This is a genomic window from Nannocystis sp. RBIL2, from assembly GCF_026626745.1.
Taxonomy (GTDB): Bacteria; Myxococcota_A; Polyangia; order Nannocystales; family Nannocystaceae; genus Nannocystis.
Map to the genome: position 1 here is coordinate 2,993,799 of NZ_JAPNJW010000002.1, position 17,663 is coordinate 3,011,461.

Consider the following 17,663-nt stretch of genomic DNA (forward strand, 5'->3'; position numbering starts at 1 on the left):
CTTCGCCGATCCGTCACACCGGGGCGACAACGCCCCGTGAGTTCGCCGGTCGCGTCGGGCCCCCCGCACGCCATCGCCGCTCGCCCGCGTCATCGTCGAGCTCGCCGGAGTTCGAAGCACCGAGGTCTCGCGCACCGACGTCCCCGCGGCGCCGAGCTCTCCACGGCTCGCGGCGCTGAACCGGTGACGGCCGAGCCCGCCGCGCCGCCCCCGCGCGCTTGCGGATCGCCGGAACTGCCGCATGCCATGGCCGGGAGAAAAAATTTCAAACATGGGTTCCACACCGCTGCAGGGCAAGAAGGTCGCGATCCTGGTCACCTCGGGGTTCGAGCAGGTCGAGCTGGTCAAGCCGCGCGAGGCGCTCGACGCCGCGGGCGCGGAGACAGTGCTGGTCTCGCCGGAGTCGAAGCGCGTGCGCGGGTGGGAGTTCAAGGACTGGGGCGATTGGTTCCCCGTCGATCTCGAGCTGAGCGAGGCGAAGGCGGTCGAATTCGACGCCCTGCTGCTGCCGGGCGGCGTCATCAACCCCGACAAGCTGCGCATCGACGAGGCCGCGATCAAGTTCATCCGTCACTTCGTCGCCAGCGACAAGCCGATCGCCGCCATCTGCCACGGGCCGTGGCCGCTGATCGAGTCGGGCGGGGTGCGCGGGCGCAAGCTGACCTCGTGGCCGTCGCTGCGCAGCGACCTCCGCAACGCCGGCGCCACCTGGGTCGACGAGGAGGTCGTGCACGACCGCGGCCTCGTCACCAGCCGCAAGCCGGACGACATCCCCGCGTTCGTCCGCACCCTCCTCGACGTGTTCGCCGCCGCCGGGCCGGCCACCCACGCCGCCTGAGCCGCGCTCACGGGTAGTCGGCGCGCACCACGATCCCGTTCGGCCCGCGCAGGAAGCTGCGCCCGGCCCCGTCGACGCGGATCGTCAGGCCCTCGTCGAGGTTCACCTCGGTCTCGCCCTCGCCGAGCAGCTCGCCGAGCGGCGAGTAGGCGAAGTGGTGGACCACGCGGTTCTGCTGCGGCGTGATCCAGTTGTAGACCTCGCCGAGCACGAAGTCGTCGCCGCGCACCGGGATCTCCTGGTGCCGGCGGCGGAACGAATCATAGCAGTGCCCGCCGTCCCAGCCCTCGAAGTCGATCGTGGTCCGCTGCACGTCGGCCACGTCCGTGCCGTCGGCCGCGAAGAACCGCATGTCGAGCGTCGTGCCGCCCGAGCGCCACAGGAACACGAACTCGCTCTCGTCGTTCATGCCCACGGTGTAGCCGTCGTACCAGTAGTGGTAGTTGACGGGCAGCTGCACCGGCCCGGGGTCGATCCAGCCGGCGCCGCCGGCCTGGAAGCGGCGGTAGTAGATCCCGTTGCCGCTGTGCTTCTGCGCCGCGACGATGCCCTCGCCCGTGGCCTGGTTGAGCGCCACGTGGTCGCCGTAGGAGGCGTCGATGTCGAACGCCTCCTGCTGCGCGCCCGCCAGCCCGTCGGCGTCGACGAAGTTGATCAGGGTCTGGTTCGGCGAGGCAGTGATCACGCTGTTGCCGACGGCGTCGATCGCAGCGTCGTGGAACTCGAAGTAGCCATCGGCCAGGGCGAGCGCGGTCTCGCCGGTGACGATCGGCTGGCACTCGTTCGACAGCAGCGAGTAAGCGATGCGGTGGTTGGCCGGGTTGCCGCCGGCGTCGAACCACGTCACCAGCACCTTCTGCGCGTCGCGGGCGATGTGGATCTCCGGCTTCGCCCCCAGCCCCTGGCCGGCGTCGTAGCTGCCGGCCGTGAACTCCGGCCGGCGCACCGTGCCGTCGCCGTTCCAGCACGTCACCTTGAGCGCGCCCGCGTCGCCGCGCACGACCACCAGCGCCCCGTCGGCCGCCACGTCGTAGTCGTCGATCGGGGTGTCGATGCCGAGGTCGACCTCGTCGTCGCACGCGTCGGGGGTGCCGTCGTTGTCGACGTCGACGTCGTCGGGCCCCGCGAGACAGAGGTCCTCGCCGTCGCACACCCCGTCCATGTCGCTGTCGTCCGCGGGGTCGTCCGGGCAGACGTCGCACGCGTCGGCGACCCCGTCGCCGTCGCCGTCGAGCGCGTCGTCGCCGCCCTGGCACGCGTCGCACGCGTCCGGCACGCCGTCGCCGTCGCCGTCGGGCCCGTCGTCGCACAGACCGCCCGTGGTGGTGTCCGTGGTCGAGCTCGTGTCCTCGGTGGTGCTGGAGCTCGTCTCCGCGGTCGTGCTCGGATCGGTCGTCGTCGTCTCGCCCGTCGTCGTCGTCGTCTCACCGGTCGTCGTCGTCGTCTCGCCCGTCGTCGTCGTGCCGGTCTCGCTGTCGCTCACTGCGCTGGTGGTCGGCGCGCCGGTCGTCGGCGCCTCGGAGGTCGGCGCGCCGGTCGTCGCGTCCTCGGTCGTGCTCGTCCCGGGATCGGTGGTCGAGACCGACTCGGTGGTCGCGGTGGTGTCGTCGCCGCAGGCGACGCAGGGCAGGAGCACGGACAAGAACCAAGACGTACGGCCACGCATCATCGCGGCACTATAGCCCGCGGCCGCGTGTGCATGCGCGCGTCCCCGCGCCCCGGGCGTGTGGCATAGTCGCCCGCATGCGCCGATCTCCCGCCGTCTCCCGCGGCTTATTATCTGTCCTTTTAGCCCTGTCTCTCGGGGCATGTGAAAAGTCGACCACGAGCCCCCCCGAAGCTGGCGGCGGGGCCGGCCCGAGCAGCGCCGCCCCGGCCGGCAAGCCGGCGAAGAAGGGCAGCTACGCGGACCTCGCGGGGCAGTTCGAGCAGGCCGCGGCCCAGCCGGGCGGGGCCGGCAAGCCCGAGCTCGACCGGCTCACGCCGCCGCTGCTCGACGCCGCCTCCAAGCGGCTCAGCGAATTGGCGATCGTCCACGAGGTCGAGCGCGGCGACAAGGTCGCGGCGCTGTGGATCAGCGCCGAGAGCGGCTCGCCGCTCGGGCGCCTGTCGGAGCAGCTGCGCGCAGGCGGCGACACCCGCATGGTCTACGACCTCGGGTACTTCCGCGATCACCCCGGGCAGCCGGGAGGTTACGACGCGCCGGCCAACGTCCTGCGCCTCGAGCACGCGGCGATCCAGCGCGGCGGCGATCCCGACGAGCCGCGCCTGCGCCACGAGCAGGCCCGTGCCGAGGTGTGGGGCCTGCTCCGCCGCGGCGAGCCGTCGCCGTATCACTTCCGCCTGCTCGCCGGCAGCGGCGCCGACGAGGTCGTGCGCGGCGACGAGGTCCACGCCCGCGCCCGTGACCTCGTGCGCGAGCTGCAGGGCGTGCAGGACCTGCTGATCAGCCCCGACGACGCGCCGGTCACCCAGGCCGACCTGGCCGCGGTGCTCACCGCGAGCGAGGGCGGCCCTGCGATCGCCCGCCCGCTCACCGAGCTCGAGCTCCGCTTCGGCCGCCTCGCCACCGCCGCCGCGCGCGCGGCCGCCGACACCGCCAAGCTGCAGCCGCAGCTCAAGCAGGCCCAGGCCAAGGCCAAGGCCAAGAACGCGGCCCAGGCCCAGACCGGCCCGCGCGGCGCGGCGCTGCTGCTGCAGCTCGACCCGGTCAAGGGCGACCCCTCGGGCATCGCCCACGCGCTGATCGTCGACCTGGCCGAAAGTACAGGTCCAGAGGACCCCAAGAACGCGGCGCTGCTGCGCACGCGCCTCGGCGACGTCACCAAGGCGGTCGACCGCCACGCGGCCCACTTCGCCGCCGTCGTCGAGCTGCTGCGGCGGATCGCCGGCACCCCGTCCGGCAGCGAGCGGCGGGCGCTGTTCAAGGCGCTGGCGACCGTGATCGAGCCGGTCGCCGAGGACGCGCCGGCCAAGACGAAGGCCCAGGCCGCCTACGTCAAGCGCTTCGACGAGGCCCTCGCCGGGCCCACGCCCGCCAAGTGATTCGGGCTCCTGCGTGAATTCCAGGCCTCTTGGCCCTGGAGTTCACGCGCTTGACAATGGTTCTCTCTCGGGTTAACTATTTCTCGAACCCGCAACGAACGGAGCACCTCATGAAGAGCACGCCGGCCGGATGGCCCCGCATCTCCTCCTGCATCTTTTACGAAGAACCCGCCGCCGCCATCGACTGGCTGTGCCGCGCGTTCGGCTTCGAGGTCCGCCTCAAGGTCGAGGGCGAGGACGGCGACATCGCCCACTCGGAGCTGGTGTTCGGCGAGGGCCTCATCATGGTCGGCGGCACCAAGCGGCGCGACCCGGGCCGCGAGGGCTACCAGCAGAAGCACGTCAGCCCGCGCTCGCTCGCCGGCGGCAACACGCAGACCCTGTGCGTCTTCGTCGACGACGTCGACGCCCACTGCGCGCGCGCCCGGGCCAGCGGGGCCGAGGTGTTCCGCGAGCCCAGCACCGAGGACTACGGCGACGACTTCTGGGCCGACCGCAGCTACGGCGCGCTCGACCCCGAAGGCCACCAGTGGTGGTTCATGCAGCGCGTGCGCGACCCGAGGCCGAGTGGCAGCTGACCTCGACCGCACCCTCGCGGCGCTCGCCGACCCGACGCGCCGCGGCGTCGTCGACCTGCTGCGCCGCGCCCCCCGCCGCGCCAGCGAGATCGCCGAAGCGCTCGACATGACCCGCCCGGCCATGAGCCGCCACCTCCGGGTGCTGCGCAAGGCCGGGCTGGTCCGCGAGGACGCCCAGGACGACGACGCCCGCGTCCGCGTGTACCGCCTCGAGCGCGAACCGTTCGCCGACCTGCGCGGCTGGCTCGACGAGGTCGAGGCGTTCTGGGCCGACCAACTGCAAGCATTCAAGGCCCACGCCGAACGCCGGGCCCGCGGGAGAAAAGCATGAGCACGCAGCTGCGCGGCGACGCGGCCAATGTGTCGGTGTCGGTGGCGGTGCCGCCGGCGCTGGCGTTCGAGATCTTCACCGAGGAGATCGATCAATGGTGGCGCCGCGGCAGCAAGTACCGGGTGGCCGGCAAGCACCGCGGGATCATCCGCATCGAGCCGCAGGCCGGCGGCCGCCTGTTCGAGTCGTTCACCACGGAGGACGGCACCCGCGTGGTCGAGACCGGCCGCGTGCTGGTGTGGGAGCCGCCGACCCGCCTGGTGTTCGAGTGGCGCGCAGCCAACTTCGCCCCCGGCGAATCGACCGAGGTCGAGGTCGAGTTCACCCCCAGCGGCGACGGCACCCTGGTCCGCGTCCAGCACCGCGGCTGGGCCAGTATCCGCCCCGACCACCCCGTCCGCCACGGCCAACCCGTCCCGGCGTTCCTCCGCGGCATCGGCCTGTGGTGGGGCGAACTGATGACCTCGCTGCGCGAACACGCGGCCGCGCGCCCGCCCACGCCCTGAGCTATCCTCGCCGCGTGCGCTCGCTCGCGATCGTCCTCGTCGCCCTCGCCGGCTGCGCCCCCCAAGCCGCCGGCTCCACAGTGACCCCGCTGCTGGGCCCCGCCGAGCCGCCCGCCGCCGACGGCAAGCCGGACGAGGAACCTGCCCCTTCGGACATGACGCCGCCCGCCGCGGCCCCCGGCGGGGTCGAGCCGCCCGTCGACGATCCTCCGGGAGAGGTTCCTTCGGACATGCCCGCGCGGACAGGTACTCCGGGACAGGCGCAGAACGACCTGCGCGACCACCTGCCGATCGGCATCCCCGCCTGCGACGCGTACATCATCCGCTACGCCGCCTGCGAGCCGCAGCTGAAGCCCGAGATCATGAGCGGCCGGCGCCGCTTCCCCGTCAACGAGGCCGCCTGGCTCAAGCACATGCGCACGGAGGTCAAGGACCCCGGCCTCGCCGATTCGTGCAGGCGGATTCTCGAGGAGCTGCAGGTCGCGTGCAAGCCTTCGATCAAGTCGCCTTGATCTCGTAGATCACGCGCACGCGCGAGGTGATCTCGACCCGGCCGGGGATGATCGGCGTGGCCGCCCCGATCTCGTCGGCCGCGGCGAAGTGGTACTCGATGAGCGGCGGCGGCACGACCTCCATCACCTCCGCCATCAGCGGTCCGTCGAGCTTGGTCCCGAGCGCCTTGGCGACCGTGTGGATCTCGTCGATCGCCATCTTGGTCGCCTGCGCCAGCCCCTCGCGGCGGTACTTCTTGTCGTCGTCGACGACGTAGCGCAGCCCGCTGGCGGTGTTGACCCCGGCCGCCACGCTGGTGTCGTAGACCGCCACCGCCTTGCCGATCGGCGTCGTCACGGTGATCACGTTGGTGGCGCGGTAGCCGACCAGGATCTCGGTCTGCGAGTCCTCGTCCCACTTCGTCACCGACTCGAGCTGCAGCTCGGCGGTCTGGATCGCCGATTCGGGGATCTTCTGCTTCTTCACCGCCGCGATCACCTTCACCATGCGATCTGCGTTCTGCTGCACCGCCTCGGCCGGCAGCTCGGCCTGCGTGGTCACGCCGAGGCGCAGGACCGCCGCGTCCGGCTCCGCGCGCACGACGCTGTTCCCGATCGCCTCGATCTTCTTCGTGTTCACGAACTCTCGTGGTTGCATAAGCGGGAGCGTGGGACGTGCCGCCGCCGCCGGCGGGCGATCGACGATTGGCCGCCGCTCGTCGCAGCGCGCGGCGACGCCTGGGACATCGCCTTCAAACTGCGGACGGGGCGCCCCGGGGCACGCGCAGCCACGCGCACGGCCACGCGCGCGGGCGCTCAGTCGGCCCCGGGGCCGGCGCCCGGATGGCCCCCATGACATGTCCGTCGAGACATTCACCAGAGCGCACGAGCGCCTGCGCGCGGTCGGCTTGCGCCCGCCGCCCAACCGATCGATCGTGGGCCGTGCCCGCCCGCCCTCTGCTCCTGTTCGCGCTCCTGTGCGCCTGCTCCTCCGCCTCCGGCACCACCAGCGAGGACAGCACCGGCTCGACCGGCAGCGCCACCGCGGCGGCCACCGGCGAGCCGACGTCGACCGTGACGAGCTCCGACGACCCGACCGGCGCGGGCGGCTGCTCCGCGCCGCTGGCGGTCTGCGGCGACGCCTGCGTCGACCTGGCCCACGACCCGGCCCACTGCGGCGGCTGCGACCAGCCGTGCGACCCGGGGCTCGCCTGTCTCGCGGGCCAGTGCAGCGTCGCCTGCGGCTCCGGCTCGCAGGTCTGCGACGGCGCCTGCGTCGACGTCGACGTCGACCCGGCCCACTGCGGCGAGTGCGGCCACGCCTGCCCTGACGGCGTCGCCTGCGTCGCCGGCGCGTGCGCCCCCGACTGCGAGGCCGCCCAGACCCTGTGCGGCGAGGCCTGCGTCGACGCCGGCAACGACGAGGCCCACTGCGGCGGCTGTGACAGTCCCTGTCCTTCGGGACAGCCGTGCGTCTACGGCCAGTGCGTCGGCGTCGGCCTGCACCACCTGCTCATCAGCGGCCAGAGCCTGTCGACCGGCTCCGGCTCGGTGGTCGTGAGCATGGAGCAGCCGTTCACCAACGTCTCCTTCAACACCGGCGTGCGGGCCGGCGGCGCCAACCTCACCAGCTTCATCCCGCTGGTCGAGACGTGGAACGGCGGCGAGGGCGAGACCATCGCCTCGGGCGCCGCCAACCTCGTCAGCCAGCTCGAGCAGGATCGCGGCGCTGCTCACAAGCTCCTCGCCTCCGCCCACGGCGTCGGCGGTCAGCCCTACGCCGCGCTCAAGAAGGGCACCGCGCCGTACGCCAACGGCCTGGCCCAGGTCACCGCCGGCGCGGCCCTGGCCGCCATGAGCGGCGAGGCCTACGCGGTGCGGGCGGTCGCCATCGTCCACGGCGAGAGCGACCACCTCGGCGGCAACCTGGCCTACGCCGAGGACCTGCTGGCCTGGCAGAGCGACTACGAGGCCGACGTGCAGGCCATCACCGGCCAGTCACTCCCGGTGCCGATGTTCCTGTGCCAGATGTCGAGCTGGACCATGTACGGCAGCAGCGTCTCGCGGATCCCCGGCGAGCAGCTGGCGGCGGCGCGGGCCCGGCCCGACCGGATCTTCGTCGTCGGCCCCAAGTACATGCTGCCCTACGTCGACGGCGTCCACCTCACCGGCGAGGGCTCGCGCTGGCTCGGCGAGTACTACGCCAAGGCCTATCGCACCGTGCTGATCGACGGCCTGCCGTGGCGACCGCTGGCCCCGCGGTCGATCACCCGCGCCGGCGCCGTCGTCACCGTCGACTTCGACGTGCCCGTCCCGCCGCTCGTGCTCGACGAGGTCCTCGTCACCAACCCCGGCAACTACGGCTTCGAGTTCACCGACACCAGCGGCGCCCCGCCGGCCATCGCCGCGGTCGCGCTGGTCGGGCCCACCACGGTGCAGCTCACCCTCGCCGCCGAGCCGGTCGGCGGCAACCAGCGCGTCCGCTACGCCGCCACCGGCACCCCCGGCGTGTGGGGCGGCCCGACCACCGGCGCGCGCGGCAACCTGCGCGACTCCGACGCCACGGTCAGCCGCCACGGTTACGGCCTTCAGAACTGGGCCGTCCACTTCGACGAACCGGTCGAGTGACCGGTGCGCTCCTACCGCCAAGCCCTCGCGCAGTTCGCACACGGCGTCGACCTCGGCCGAAATGGCCCCGAAGGGCCCTCTCTCCGCGCCGAGCCTGGCCGAACCCGCATACCTCACCTTGCGCAGGTGCGCGAGCCGCCTATGCCCCCCATATGCCGCGAGTCCTCATAGTCGACGACGAAGAGCCGCTGCGCGCCAGCCTCAGCTATGCGCTCACGCGCGAGGGCTACAGCGTCACCACCGCCGAGGACGGCGCCAGCGCGCTCGAGCAGACGCGCCATCGCCTCCCGGACGTCGTCATCCTCGACCTCATGCTGCCCGGTATCGACGGCATGGAGGTCTGCCGCCGCCTGCGGGCCGTCTCGGACGTCCCCGTCGTCATGCTCACCGCCCGCGACCGCGGCCAGGACAAGGTCGACGGCCTCACCGTCGGCGCCGACGACTACGTCACCAAGCCGTTCGACACCCCCGAGCTGATCGCGCGGGTCGGCGCCGTGCTGCGGCGGCGGGCCAGCGCCCAGCGCCTCCTCGACGAGGACCGCATGCTCGTCCAGCGCATGGAGGAGCTGCTGCGCCACGCCCCGATCCCGCGCATCGCCGCCCAGGAGCGCCCGCAGGCCCGCGGGCGCCTCGACGGCGGCCGCGTCGTCGTCGACCTCGACAGCGCCACCGTCCTGGTGCGGGGCCGGCCGATCACCACCTCGGCCGCCGAGTACGCGCTGCTGCGGATCCTCCTCTCCTACCCCGGCCGCGTCGTCACCCGCACCGAGCTCATCGAGCGCACCTGGGGCCCCGGCGCGCCCGACGGCCACACCCTGCTCGCAGTGCACATCCGTTGCCTGCGCGAGAAGATCGAGGAGGACCCGGCCGAGCCGCGCCTCGTCATCACCGTCCCCGGCATCGGCTTCCGCTACGACCTGCCGTCCTGAGCCCGCCCAGCACCATGCCGGCCACCCCGCGCGCGCAGCCCCGCTTGGGGCGGCTCAACGTCCGCCAGCGGCTGTTCGTCACCACTCTCGGCCTGCTGGTGCTGTGCGCCGGCGCGCTGGTGTCGGTCGTCTTGTGGTCGTTCGAGCGCTTCTACCTCGCCTCGGCCGCGACCGACCTCGGCGCTCGCACCCACGCGATCGCCCAGACCGCCGGCGACCTGCTCGAGCAGGGCGACCTGGTGCGCCTGCGCGTCCTCATCGAGCGCTACGGCGCGCCCGACGACATCGCCTTGCGGGTGATCGCGCCGGACGGCCGCCTGCTCGCCACCTCGCAGCACGAGCCGGCCGAGAACGCGATCGTCTGGCCGACCGTCCCCGGCATGGCCGAGGCGCTCGCCGGGCGGGCCGTCACCGGCATCGCGCCCGGCCTCGTCGACGTCCAGGACCGCATCTATCACGCGGTCCCGATCGTCCGCGGCGACCGCCAGCTCGGCGTCGTCCGCATGTCGCGCTCGCTCGCCCAGCTGCAGGCGCACACGCGGGCGACCGTCATCAGCGTGCTGGCCGCGCTGGCCGTCATCCTCGCCGTCGGCGCCGGCCTCGTCGCCTGGTTCGCGCGCGGCCTGGCGTGGCCCATCCAGCAGATGCGCGACTTCGCGGTCGCCCTCGGCCGCGGCGAGTTCGGCACCCGCCTGGCGATCGCCCGCCCCGACGAGCTCGGCGACCTCGCGGCCGAGCTCAATCGCATGGCCGAGCGGCTCGCCGCGCTCGAGGGCGAGCGGCGCTCCTTCCTCGCCAACGCCTCGCACGAGCTGCGCACCCCGGTCTCCAACCTCCACGTCACCTTGCAGGCGCTCGACGGCGGCGCCGGCGACGACCCCGAGCTGCGCACCCGATTCTTGCGCACCGCCGTCGACGAGACCACGCGGCTGCGCACCCTGATCCAGGACCTCCTCGACCTCGGGCACCTCGAGGCCGGCTCGACCCGGCTGGCGTGCGTCGACTCCCCGCTGCGCGCGGTCCTCGAGCGGGCCACGCGGGCCGTCGAGGGCCGCGCGCTCGACCGCGGCGTCTCGCTCGTCGTCGACCTCGACGAGGAGCTCACCGTCTGCATCGACCCCGAGCGGATCGCCCAGGCCCTGCTGTGCGTCCTCGACAACGCCCTCAAGTTCTCCCCGCGCGGCGGCGGCATCGAGGTCATCGCCCGCCGCCGCGGCCATCGCGTCGAGGTCGTCGTCCGCGACCAGGGCCCCGGCATCGCCGACAGCGACCGCCCGCACGTGTTCGAGCAGTTCTACACCGCCGACCCGGCCCGCCGCCGCGGCGGCTCCGGCCTCGGCCTGGCGATCGCCCGCCGGATCGTCGACGCCCACGGCGGCACGATCCACGTGGGCGCATCCCCGGGCCGCGGCGCCGCCCTCGTCATCACCTTGCCGCTCGCCGCACCGGTCCCGGGGTGATTCCTGTCGCCGGACTGTCGAGCCTGTCCCGAAGGACATGCTGTGATTCGGCCGTTCACGGGCCGACCTTGGCTGCGGACGATGTCCGAAAGGTCAGGTCGACCGCCGCGCTCAGTCGTCGGCGCCGTCGGGCCAGCGCACCCCCCGGCTCGCGTGCGCCACCGCCGGCTGCGGCGCCGGACCGGACAATGTCCGAAAGGTCAGGTTGATCCGCGGCTCCGTCACCCCCGGCTCGCGCGGCACCTTGTGCTGGTGCGTGTGCTGCAGGTCGCCGCGCATCACCAGCAGGTCGCCCGCCTGCAGCTCGAGCGTCAGGCACGGCGCGCTCGCGCCCCGCGGCCGCACCAGGAACGTGCGCGTCGCCCCGAACGACAGCGACGCGATGATCGGGTCGCGGCCCACGCCCGGGCTGTCGTCGGCGTGCCAGTTCACCCCGTCCTCCCCGTCGCGGTACAGCTGCACGATCAGCGCGTTGAAGCGCGCCTCCGCCTGCGCCTCCGCCTGCGCGCGCAGCTCGGCCAGCAGTGGCGTCCACGGCAGCGGCGTGAACACCAGCCCCGAATAATCATAGGACCGCTCGCCGTAGTTGACGGTCAGCCGCGGCAGCTCGCGCGGGCGCCCCTCGTTCTCGTAGCGCACCGCCAGCCACGGCGTCTCGCGCAGCAGCGTCGCCATCAGCTCCGCCGCGCGCGCCTGCGCCACGAACCCGCGGGTCAGGCGGATCCGGTCGTCGAGCAGGCGCTCGCATGCCGGCGCGCTCACGGCGACGGCTCCAGCCCCGGCCCCGGCCGCACCAGCGCCACCTTGTGATAGACCAGCGCGAACCCCATGCGCGCCGCGTTGCGCTCGGTCGGGATGCCCGGACGCGAATGGATGCACACCACCGCGCAGCCGCGGGCCTGGGCCGCGCGCAGCCGCAGGGCGATCAGCGCCTGCTGGATGCCGCGCCCGCGGTGGCTCGCGCGCACCGACGTCCCGAGCAGCGCCGCCACCCCCTCGCCGACGTCGAGCGTGCCGCCGCCGACCGCGACCTCCCCGTCGAGCGCCAGGATGCACTCCGTGCGCGCCTGCGCGATCATCCGCCGCGACGCCTCCGCCAGCTCCTGCGGCACCGGCGAACCCTCGGGGCGGAAGCCGCAGGTCGACGCGTCGATGAACGCCTCGACCTGGGCCGCGTCCCGCGGGTCGACGCGGACGAAGGTGATGCCCGGCGGCCAGCCCTGCGCCGGCGCGAATGCCTCGCCGGGGGCCAGCTGTCGGGCCAGCACCGCCTCGAACTCGCGCAGCACGAACCCTCGCGCCGCCAGGCCAGCGAGCAGCGTCTCGTCGGCGAACGCGCTCACCTCGATCTTCGGCTCGATGCCGCGGCTCGCGTAGAACTCGACCAATCGATCGACCTCCGCCGTCTCGACGGGCCCGGCCAGACCGAGCCCGCAGGCCTGATTGGTCCACGAGCCCACGCCGCTGACCGACATGAAGCCGCCGGCGATCGGCTCCGACACGAGCGCGGCCGCCACGGTGCATTCGGCCTGCCGACGCTCTTCGAGCGCGGCGATGTCCCTCGGCGTCAGGTTCGACATGACGCGCGCGAGGGTACGCCAACTCGCGCCGCGCGCCAAGCGGGCCCCGGCACATGACCCTCGGGACAGGCTGTCCTCCCCTCCGCGTGACGGGGACCGGCATCACCCGTCCCGAGGCATGTCCCTTCGGACAGCTCACGGACGCGCGCCCGGCCAAAGTCTGTCATGGTCGATGAACGGCGCGGTCGCGTGGGGCTGACGCGCGGCGGAGCTGGGGTGCGCGAGGACCGGCCGCGCGAGCCGCGTCACGCGTCGACTTCGCGGCCGTAGAACAGGTGCATGCCACCGTTGACCATGTTGCCGTCGATCGTCTGTCCCGCGGTGAAGACGATGCCGTCGGGGTACACTTGATGCCCGGACCCACCGCCTACGGTCCGCATGAAGGCCACGAGCGAACCGTTGCGGTACAGGCTGATGTCGCCGACGCTCCAGGCGTACACGGTCCACGCCGTCAGTACGAACAGCTTGCCGACGGGCACGGTATACATCGGCGTCTGCGCCGCCGGCCACGGGCCCTCGAAGGCGATGACGCGCGAGTCATCCGGGTCGACGCAGCAATTGTCTTTCTTCCCCATGGCACAAATCCAATGCGCACGAATTCGCGGCTCGAAATGAGCGTAGCGATCGCCGCCCCGTCACGGTAGCCGAGCGGACGCACGATTTCAAAGGCCGACTGCGCGCCTACCAGAGCGGCGTCTCGGCCGTGCGGCCGCAGCCAGGACCGCACGGCGGGACGGACGCCGCACGCGCGGACTTTGCCGCGAGCGCAGAGCGGATTGATAGGAGAGCACCGAAGCACGACAGGCCCGAACGGTCGCCGAGGAGGCGATCGCCCGCTGCGGAGCGGGCCGTGAGCACGCCTTCGACACGACGGCCGAGCTCACCCGTTGGACGATCATCATCGAGCTGGACGCTCTCGCCGGGATGGATCGTGATCTCGATCCGGGCGTGGGGTGCGGCTCGCACTTCGCCAGGGCGCGGCGGAGGCTCGATCTTGCTGCGGAGCATCAGGGCCGAGCCCGCAGGCTCCGGCCCGCGAGTCGAGGCTTCCGCCGGCACCGGCACGGCCGTCTCCGCGCCCCCGAGCTCGCAGCTGGAAACGGGCCGTTCGGAGGCCCGCGGGCGAGCTCGAAGGCTGGCGCCGCGCCCCGGTCTCGGCGATCCTCCGGCCACCGCCATGCCCGACGTGATCGAGTTCTACCTGCCCGCAGATCCGTACGGCGAGCTGTCCAACTTCGCCCCGTTCCCGATCAAGCTCGGCGGCAAGAGGTGGCCGACCAGCGAGCACTACTTCCAGGCGCAGAAGTTCGCGGGCACGTCGCACGAGGAGGAGATCCGTCGCGCCAAGAAGCCCAAGCTCGCGGCCGAGATGGGCCGCGACCGCAAGCGACCGCTGCGGCGCGACTGGGAGTCGGTCAAGGAGCGGGTCATGCTCGACGCCCTGCGCGCCAAGTTCACCCAGCACTCCGACCTGCGCGAGCTCCTGCTCGGCACCGGCGACGCGCGCCTCGTCGAGCACACGGCCAACGACGCCTACTGGGGCGACGGCGGCGACGGCAGCGGCAAGAATCGCCTCGGTCAATTGCTCATGCAGCTCCGCGCCGAGCTGCGAGAGAGTCGATAGCCCGCCCCGCGCCCGCGCCGCGAGCGTGAGGGTCGAGCCTCTTACCGTATGACCTGCAGCGGGCGACTCGCAACGCAGTCACGCGAATCGCCCGCCTCGATCGAATCGGGCTTCAGAACTCGAAGCCGCAGCACTCGAACGCGATGTCCGCCTTCTCGTACGGCTCGAGGTCGCAGAACCCTTCGGAGGCGCCGCACGTGCCCATCGCCTCGCCGTCGACGAGGCAGGTGCAGGTGTCGCCCTCGCACGCGATCTCCTCCGCCGGCGCGTTCGGGCACACGTAGCCGTACGAGCACGAGTCCGGGCCCGCGCTCGAGCTGAGGTTCTGGCAGTCCGGCTCCCCGCACGCCTCCGGGAGCGCGTCCTCCTCCGCGGCGCAGCTGGGCCACTCCTCGGCCACCAGCTCCTCGCACGTCAGCCCGCCGACGCACTGGTAGAGCGCGACCGAGGGCGCGATGCACATGCCGCCGGGGGTGTTGTCGGCGCAGTCGAGCTTGCAGGAGGCGACGTCGCGGTACTGGGGCTCCCAATCACAGGCGATGAACTTCTCGCACAGCGACTCGCAGGCCGCGTCGAGCTCGGGCGGGACCACGTCGCCGGTGGTGGTGTCAGGATCCTCGGTGGTCGCGTCGGTGTCGCCGTCGGTCATGGCCTCGGTCGCTCCCTCCGTCACGCCGTCCGTCGAGGTCGGCGCAGTCGTCTCCGTGGGCGACGTCGGCTCGGCGCTCGTCGTGTCGGTCGTGGCGTCGCTGCCCGCCGTGGCGTCGGTGCCTGCAGTGGCGTCCGTGTCGGTCGTCACCGGCTCTCCCGCGGGGCACGCAGTGAGTGCGAACACTCCGGCGAGCAGGGAAGCGCGAGCGAAAGAAAGAGAAGGCGTGTTCATGCCGGGCGGAGTAGCCGGACCCGCGAGAAAAATTGCGGCGTCCTTCGCGCAAGCGAAAACGAAGACGCAACGCCCGTGGACGCCACGCAGCGCCCTTCGCCGCGCATCACGAGCGGCGGCGAGCGAGATGAGCTTCCTCCCGCAGATCGCGGCATCATCCCGGGAAATTGCGTAAGCCCGGTCCCTGGCGCCGAGCGAACTCTCCGGTCCTCCCACGAAGTGGCACGAATCGCGCTGCGCGTCGTGAGCTCGCGTCACGTCCGCTCGCGCGCTCGCTCACGACGACGGACACCCGCTCCCCGTCGAGTTCTTTCATCCGGGCACGAGTACCGCGCCAGACGCGGCCCTCCGGTCAAAGGGCGCACCGTCATCGGGGCTGCGCCCTCGACCTCGCGCGAACGTCGCTGCTATGGTCGCCGCGCATGCGACACGACGAATTCGACGGCTCGCAGGTGATCGAGACCGAGACGATGGTGCTGTTCTGGCAGCCGCCGGCCGCGTTCGGCCAGTGGACCCCGTCGCGGTTCGAGGTCGACGGCGTGACCTACGGCTGCGCCGAGCAATTCATGATGGCCGAGAAGGCGCGGCTGTTCGGCGACGAGGCCACGCGCGCCAAGATCCTCGCCACCGACTCGCCCAGGCAGCACAAGGCCCTCGGGCGCGAGGTCGCCGGCTTCGTGCAGGCGGTGTGGGACCGCGAGTGCCTCGAGATCGTGGTGCGCGGCAACCGGGCGAAGTTCACGCAAAACCCGGACCTGCGCGCCGCCCTGCTGGCCACCGGCGACAAGCTGCTCGTCGAGGCCAGCCCGCTGGACCGCTTGTGGGGCGTCGGCCTGCGCGCCGACGACCCGCGGATCCACGACCCCGGCCAGTGGCGCGGCAAGAACCTGCTCGGCGAGGCGCTGATGCGCGTGCGCGCCGAGCTCTCGACCGCGTGACCGCGACACCGAGCGGCCCGCGGGGGTTGCTCATGCTCTTGATTCACGGACTCGCCCTGCTCTCTGAATTTCGCGGGGGCCGTGTCTCACACGACATTGTCAGGTAGGGAGGTCCGCTCGGGCGGCTACTCGCTAGCGGGTGGCCACGCCGGGTCTTCTGTGCAGGCCGAGCTCCGGCGCGGCAGGCGACTGGTCGCCGCCCGAGGCGATGCCGTCGCGCATCAGCGCCACCTTGGGGAGCGTCAAGTGCTCGCGCCGCAGTCTGGCGCCGAGCGGATGCGCGGACGAGCTTGGTAAGGCCGATGATCCCCAGGACGCCCAGGGCCTTCGTCCACCAGCCTGGGTAGAAGATGAAGAAGAGGAACGCGAGATTGACGACGTGATGTACCAGGCGGTCGTACCTTCCGAACCACCGGGTCATGAATTCCTCGTAGTCATCGAGGCCGCTCAAACGAGAGACGGGCGCAGGTACTTCCTCTGGCGAGGAGGACTCTATATCCGCATCAGCAACCAGCATGCGCCGATGCCGCTGGGCGAGCCGCTTGCGGGTGAGCCGCTCCACGAGCCCCCCCCAGAGTTGATGGTATAGGTAGAAGCCCAGCGCGGTCTGCCACCAAACCACCTTGAAATGCAGCGTGAGCGGAAAGATAATGCCGAAGAAAGGCAGCCAGAAGATGAGCGCGATGGGCGTCAGCAATGCCCGCGCCCAGAATTGGTCAGTCGGCAACCAGCCCCACGGCTGGGGAGGAAGCGGCGTATGAACCTTGAGCACAGGCATGGTCCCGTCTTGGGCTAGTTCTGCGCACTCGTGCATTTGTTATGCACGATGGCCCCGGTTTCCTTCCCCAGCCCACCGCCCAGACCGAGACAGGCGGCGGTGCCAAGACCCACCGTCCCCAATTCACAGCCAGCGAACACGCCGGCGGCGATTGCGAGGCCGCTGATTCCGGCCGCGATACTGCAAAGGAGCCCTCGCGACTGCGCCAGGACCGTGATGACCACATCGTGGCCCCAGACTTGATAGACGCTCGCGGCCAGGAGATACGCTTCCTCACCGGAGAGAGCACCGAACGCCGTGGTCACCGTGGAGACTTCGCCCTCCACGAATTGCTGCTCGGCGAGCACGCGCTGGTCGAGAGTCAGCCGCGCCACGCCGGTACCATCCTGGTCCATGCGCGTGGCGATGGTCACGTGACCGAGCGCGAGGTGATAGTCGACCTGCATGTGGAGTTCGTCCGCGGTCTCCACGAAGGCGTCGACCTGATGAACATCGATCGGCAATTCGAGCCTACTCAACACCGTCTCCACGTCAGCCTCGGCGGCAGCGTCCCCTGTGGGCGCCCTGTCCGAAACCTCAGCCAGCTCGCGCGGCGGGGGACTGGCCGCGGGCGCCGCGAGGAGCGAAACGGTGATGACGAGCTCAGTGAGCATAGCCCGCCATGGCAAAGGCTGGGCCGATCACAAGCGGACGGCAACAGATTCCCGGCCGCGAGCGCCGAGCGCCGCGCTCTACAGGCTCTTCCGGTATTTACGGCGGCCCTCCCTTTTCCTACTCGGAGCCAGCCGCGCGCCGACCCCGGCCGGTGCGCCCACCGTCGCGCTCAGGACTCTTCGAGACGCGCCGCGGCAACTCCGCTCGCTGGGGGTTGCTGCTCCGGGCTGCCGTCCAGGCGATGCGCGCGCGCTCGAACGGGCTCGGAGCGCAACCCAAGACGCCTGCGCCGACCGAGCCTACAGAGTCGACCACGTGACGCGAGAGTCGGGCGGCCGTCAGCGCACTGAGGAAAGGGCCGGGTCCGCTCGTGCTCAGAAAAGAGCTTGGCTCTTGATGA

Annotated in this window: 19 protein-coding genes; 11 read left to right on the top strand and 8 right to left on the bottom strand. The window is 71.9% G+C overall.

Annotated elements, in window-relative coordinates; translation table 11 throughout:
- Positions 1–271: 271 nt before the first annotated feature.
- Positions 272–838 carry a type 1 glutamine amidotransferase domain-containing protein gene (locus OV090_RS37065; RefSeq protein ID WP_267709445.1) on the top strand — a complete coding sequence of 189 codons (567 nt, stop codon included), beginning with the start codon at positions 272–274 and terminating at the stop codon, positions 836–838.
- Positions 839–845: 7 nt separating this feature from the next.
- On the opposite strand, the gene OV090_RS37070 is transcribed toward OV090_RS37065, so the two are convergent.
- On the bottom strand, positions 846–2,507 hold the full coding sequence (locus OV090_RS37070; RefSeq protein WP_267709446.1) for a hypothetical protein: 1,662 nt from the start codon (positions 2,505–2,507) through the stop codon (positions 846–848).
- 74 nt (positions 2,508–2,581) lie between these two features.
- Here OV090_RS37070 and OV090_RS37075 point away from each other — a divergent pair, with 74 nt between their 5' ends.
- The 5 genes from OV090_RS37075 to OV090_RS37095 all read left to right on the top strand — a co-directional run bounded on the left by OV090_RS37075 (position 2,582) and on the right by OV090_RS37095 (position 5,810).
- Entirely contained in the window at positions 2,582–3,883 is a 1,302-nt protein-coding gene (locus OV090_RS37075; protein WP_267709447.1) for a hypothetical protein, read from the top strand.
- A gap of 110 nt (positions 3,884–3,993) precedes the next feature.
- Positions 3,994–4,461, top strand: a complete 468-nt coding sequence (locus OV090_RS37080; RefSeq protein WP_267709448.1) for a VOC family protein — start codon at positions 3,994–3,996, stop codon at positions 4,459–4,461.
- On the top strand, positions 4,451–4,792 hold the full coding sequence (locus tag OV090_RS37085; protein ID WP_267709449.1) for a metalloregulator ArsR/SmtB family transcription factor: 342 nt from the start codon (positions 4,451–4,453) through the stop codon (positions 4,790–4,792). Before OV090_RS37080 ends, OV090_RS37085 begins: the two co-directional genes overlap by 11 nt.
- On the top strand, positions 4,789–5,298 hold the full coding sequence (locus tag OV090_RS37090) for an SRPBCC domain-containing protein (RefSeq protein ID WP_267709450.1): 510 nt from the start codon (positions 4,789–4,791) through the stop codon (positions 5,296–5,298). Before OV090_RS37085 ends, OV090_RS37090 begins: the two co-directional genes overlap by 4 nt.
- A 14-nt stretch (positions 5,299–5,312) precedes the next feature.
- Positions 5,313–5,810 carry a hypothetical protein gene (locus tag OV090_RS37095; protein WP_267709451.1) on the top strand — a complete coding sequence of 166 codons (498 nt, stop codon included), beginning with the start codon at positions 5,313–5,315 and terminating at the stop codon, positions 5,808–5,810.
- Here OV090_RS37095 and OV090_RS37100 read toward each other — a convergent pair.
- Positions 5,797–6,447 carry an SIMPL domain-containing protein gene (locus OV090_RS37100; protein ID WP_267709452.1) on the bottom strand — a complete coding sequence of 217 codons (651 nt, stop codon included), beginning with the start codon at positions 6,445–6,447 and terminating at the stop codon, positions 5,797–5,799. The two genes, OV090_RS37095 and OV090_RS37100, sit on opposite strands and share 14 nt — an antisense overlap.
- Positions 6,448–6,731: 284 nt before the next feature.
- Here OV090_RS37100 and OV090_RS37105 point away from each other — a divergent pair, with 284 nt between their 5' ends.
- The 3 genes from OV090_RS37105 to OV090_RS37115 all read left to right on the top strand — a co-directional run bounded on the left by OV090_RS37105 (position 6,732) and on the right by OV090_RS37115 (position 10,806).
- Complete coding sequence (locus OV090_RS37105) at positions 6,732–8,417, top strand: MXAN_6577-like cysteine-rich protein (protein WP_267709453.1); 1,686 nt, start codon at positions 6,732–6,734, stop codon at positions 8,415–8,417.
- 152 nt (positions 8,418–8,569) lie between these two features.
- Positions 8,570–9,346: a response regulator transcription factor gene (locus OV090_RS37110; protein WP_267709454.1), complete on the top strand. Its 777-nt coding sequence runs from the start codon at positions 8,570–8,572 to the stop codon at positions 9,344–9,346.
- Between the two features lie 14 nt (positions 9,347–9,360).
- A complete protein-coding gene (locus tag OV090_RS37115) occupies positions 9,361–10,806 on the top strand; it encodes a HAMP domain-containing sensor histidine kinase (protein WP_267709455.1) in 1,446 nt (481 codons plus the stop codon).
- 111 nt (positions 10,807–10,917) lie between these two features.
- Here OV090_RS37115 and OV090_RS37120 read toward each other — a convergent pair whose 3' ends face one another.
- From OV090_RS37120 to OV090_RS37130, 3 genes are all read right to left on the bottom strand, one after another.
- Positions 10,918–11,568: an alpha-ketoglutarate-dependent dioxygenase AlkB gene (locus OV090_RS37120; RefSeq protein WP_267709456.1), complete on the bottom strand. Its 651-nt coding sequence runs from the start codon at positions 11,566–11,568 to the stop codon at positions 10,918–10,920.
- A complete protein-coding gene (locus OV090_RS37125; protein WP_267709457.1) occupies positions 11,565–12,386 on the bottom strand; it encodes a GNAT family N-acetyltransferase in 822 nt (273 codons plus the stop codon). Before OV090_RS37125 ends, OV090_RS37120 begins: the two co-directional genes overlap by 4 nt.
- Positions 12,387–12,631: 245 nt before the next feature.
- Entirely contained in the window at positions 12,632–12,961 is a 330-nt protein-coding gene (locus OV090_RS37130) for a hypothetical protein (protein WP_267709458.1), read from the bottom strand.
- A 602-nt stretch (positions 12,962–13,563) separates the two neighbouring features.
- Here OV090_RS37130 and OV090_RS37135 point away from each other — a divergent pair.
- Positions 13,564–14,010, top strand: a complete 447-nt coding sequence (locus OV090_RS37135; RefSeq protein ID WP_267709459.1) for an NADAR family protein — start codon at positions 13,564–13,566, stop codon at positions 14,008–14,010.
- Between the two features lie 112 nt (positions 14,011–14,122).
- Here the strand turns inward: OV090_RS37135 and OV090_RS37140 are convergent, their stop codons facing one another.
- Entirely contained in the window at positions 14,123–14,809 is a 687-nt protein-coding gene (locus OV090_RS37140; protein ID WP_267709460.1) for a hypothetical protein, read from the bottom strand.
- Positions 14,810–15,315: 506 nt separating this feature from the next.
- On the opposite strand from OV090_RS37140, the gene OV090_RS37145 reads away from it, so the two are divergent.
- A complete protein-coding gene (locus OV090_RS37145; protein ID WP_267709461.1) occupies positions 15,316–15,831 on the top strand; it encodes an NADAR family protein in 516 nt (171 codons plus the stop codon).
- A gap of 43 nt (positions 15,832–15,874) precedes the next feature.
- Here the strand turns inward: OV090_RS37145 and OV090_RS37150 are convergent, their stop codons facing one another.
- On the bottom strand, positions 15,875–16,609 hold the full coding sequence (locus OV090_RS37150; protein ID WP_267709462.1) for a hypothetical protein: 735 nt from the start codon (positions 16,607–16,609) through the stop codon (positions 15,875–15,877).
- Positions 16,610–16,623: 14 nt separating this feature from the next.
- Positions 16,624–17,262: a hypothetical protein gene (locus tag OV090_RS37155; protein ID WP_267709463.1), complete on the bottom strand. Its 639-nt coding sequence runs from the start codon at positions 17,260–17,262 to the stop codon at positions 16,624–16,626.
- Between the last annotated feature and the right edge of the window lie 401 nt (positions 17,263–17,663).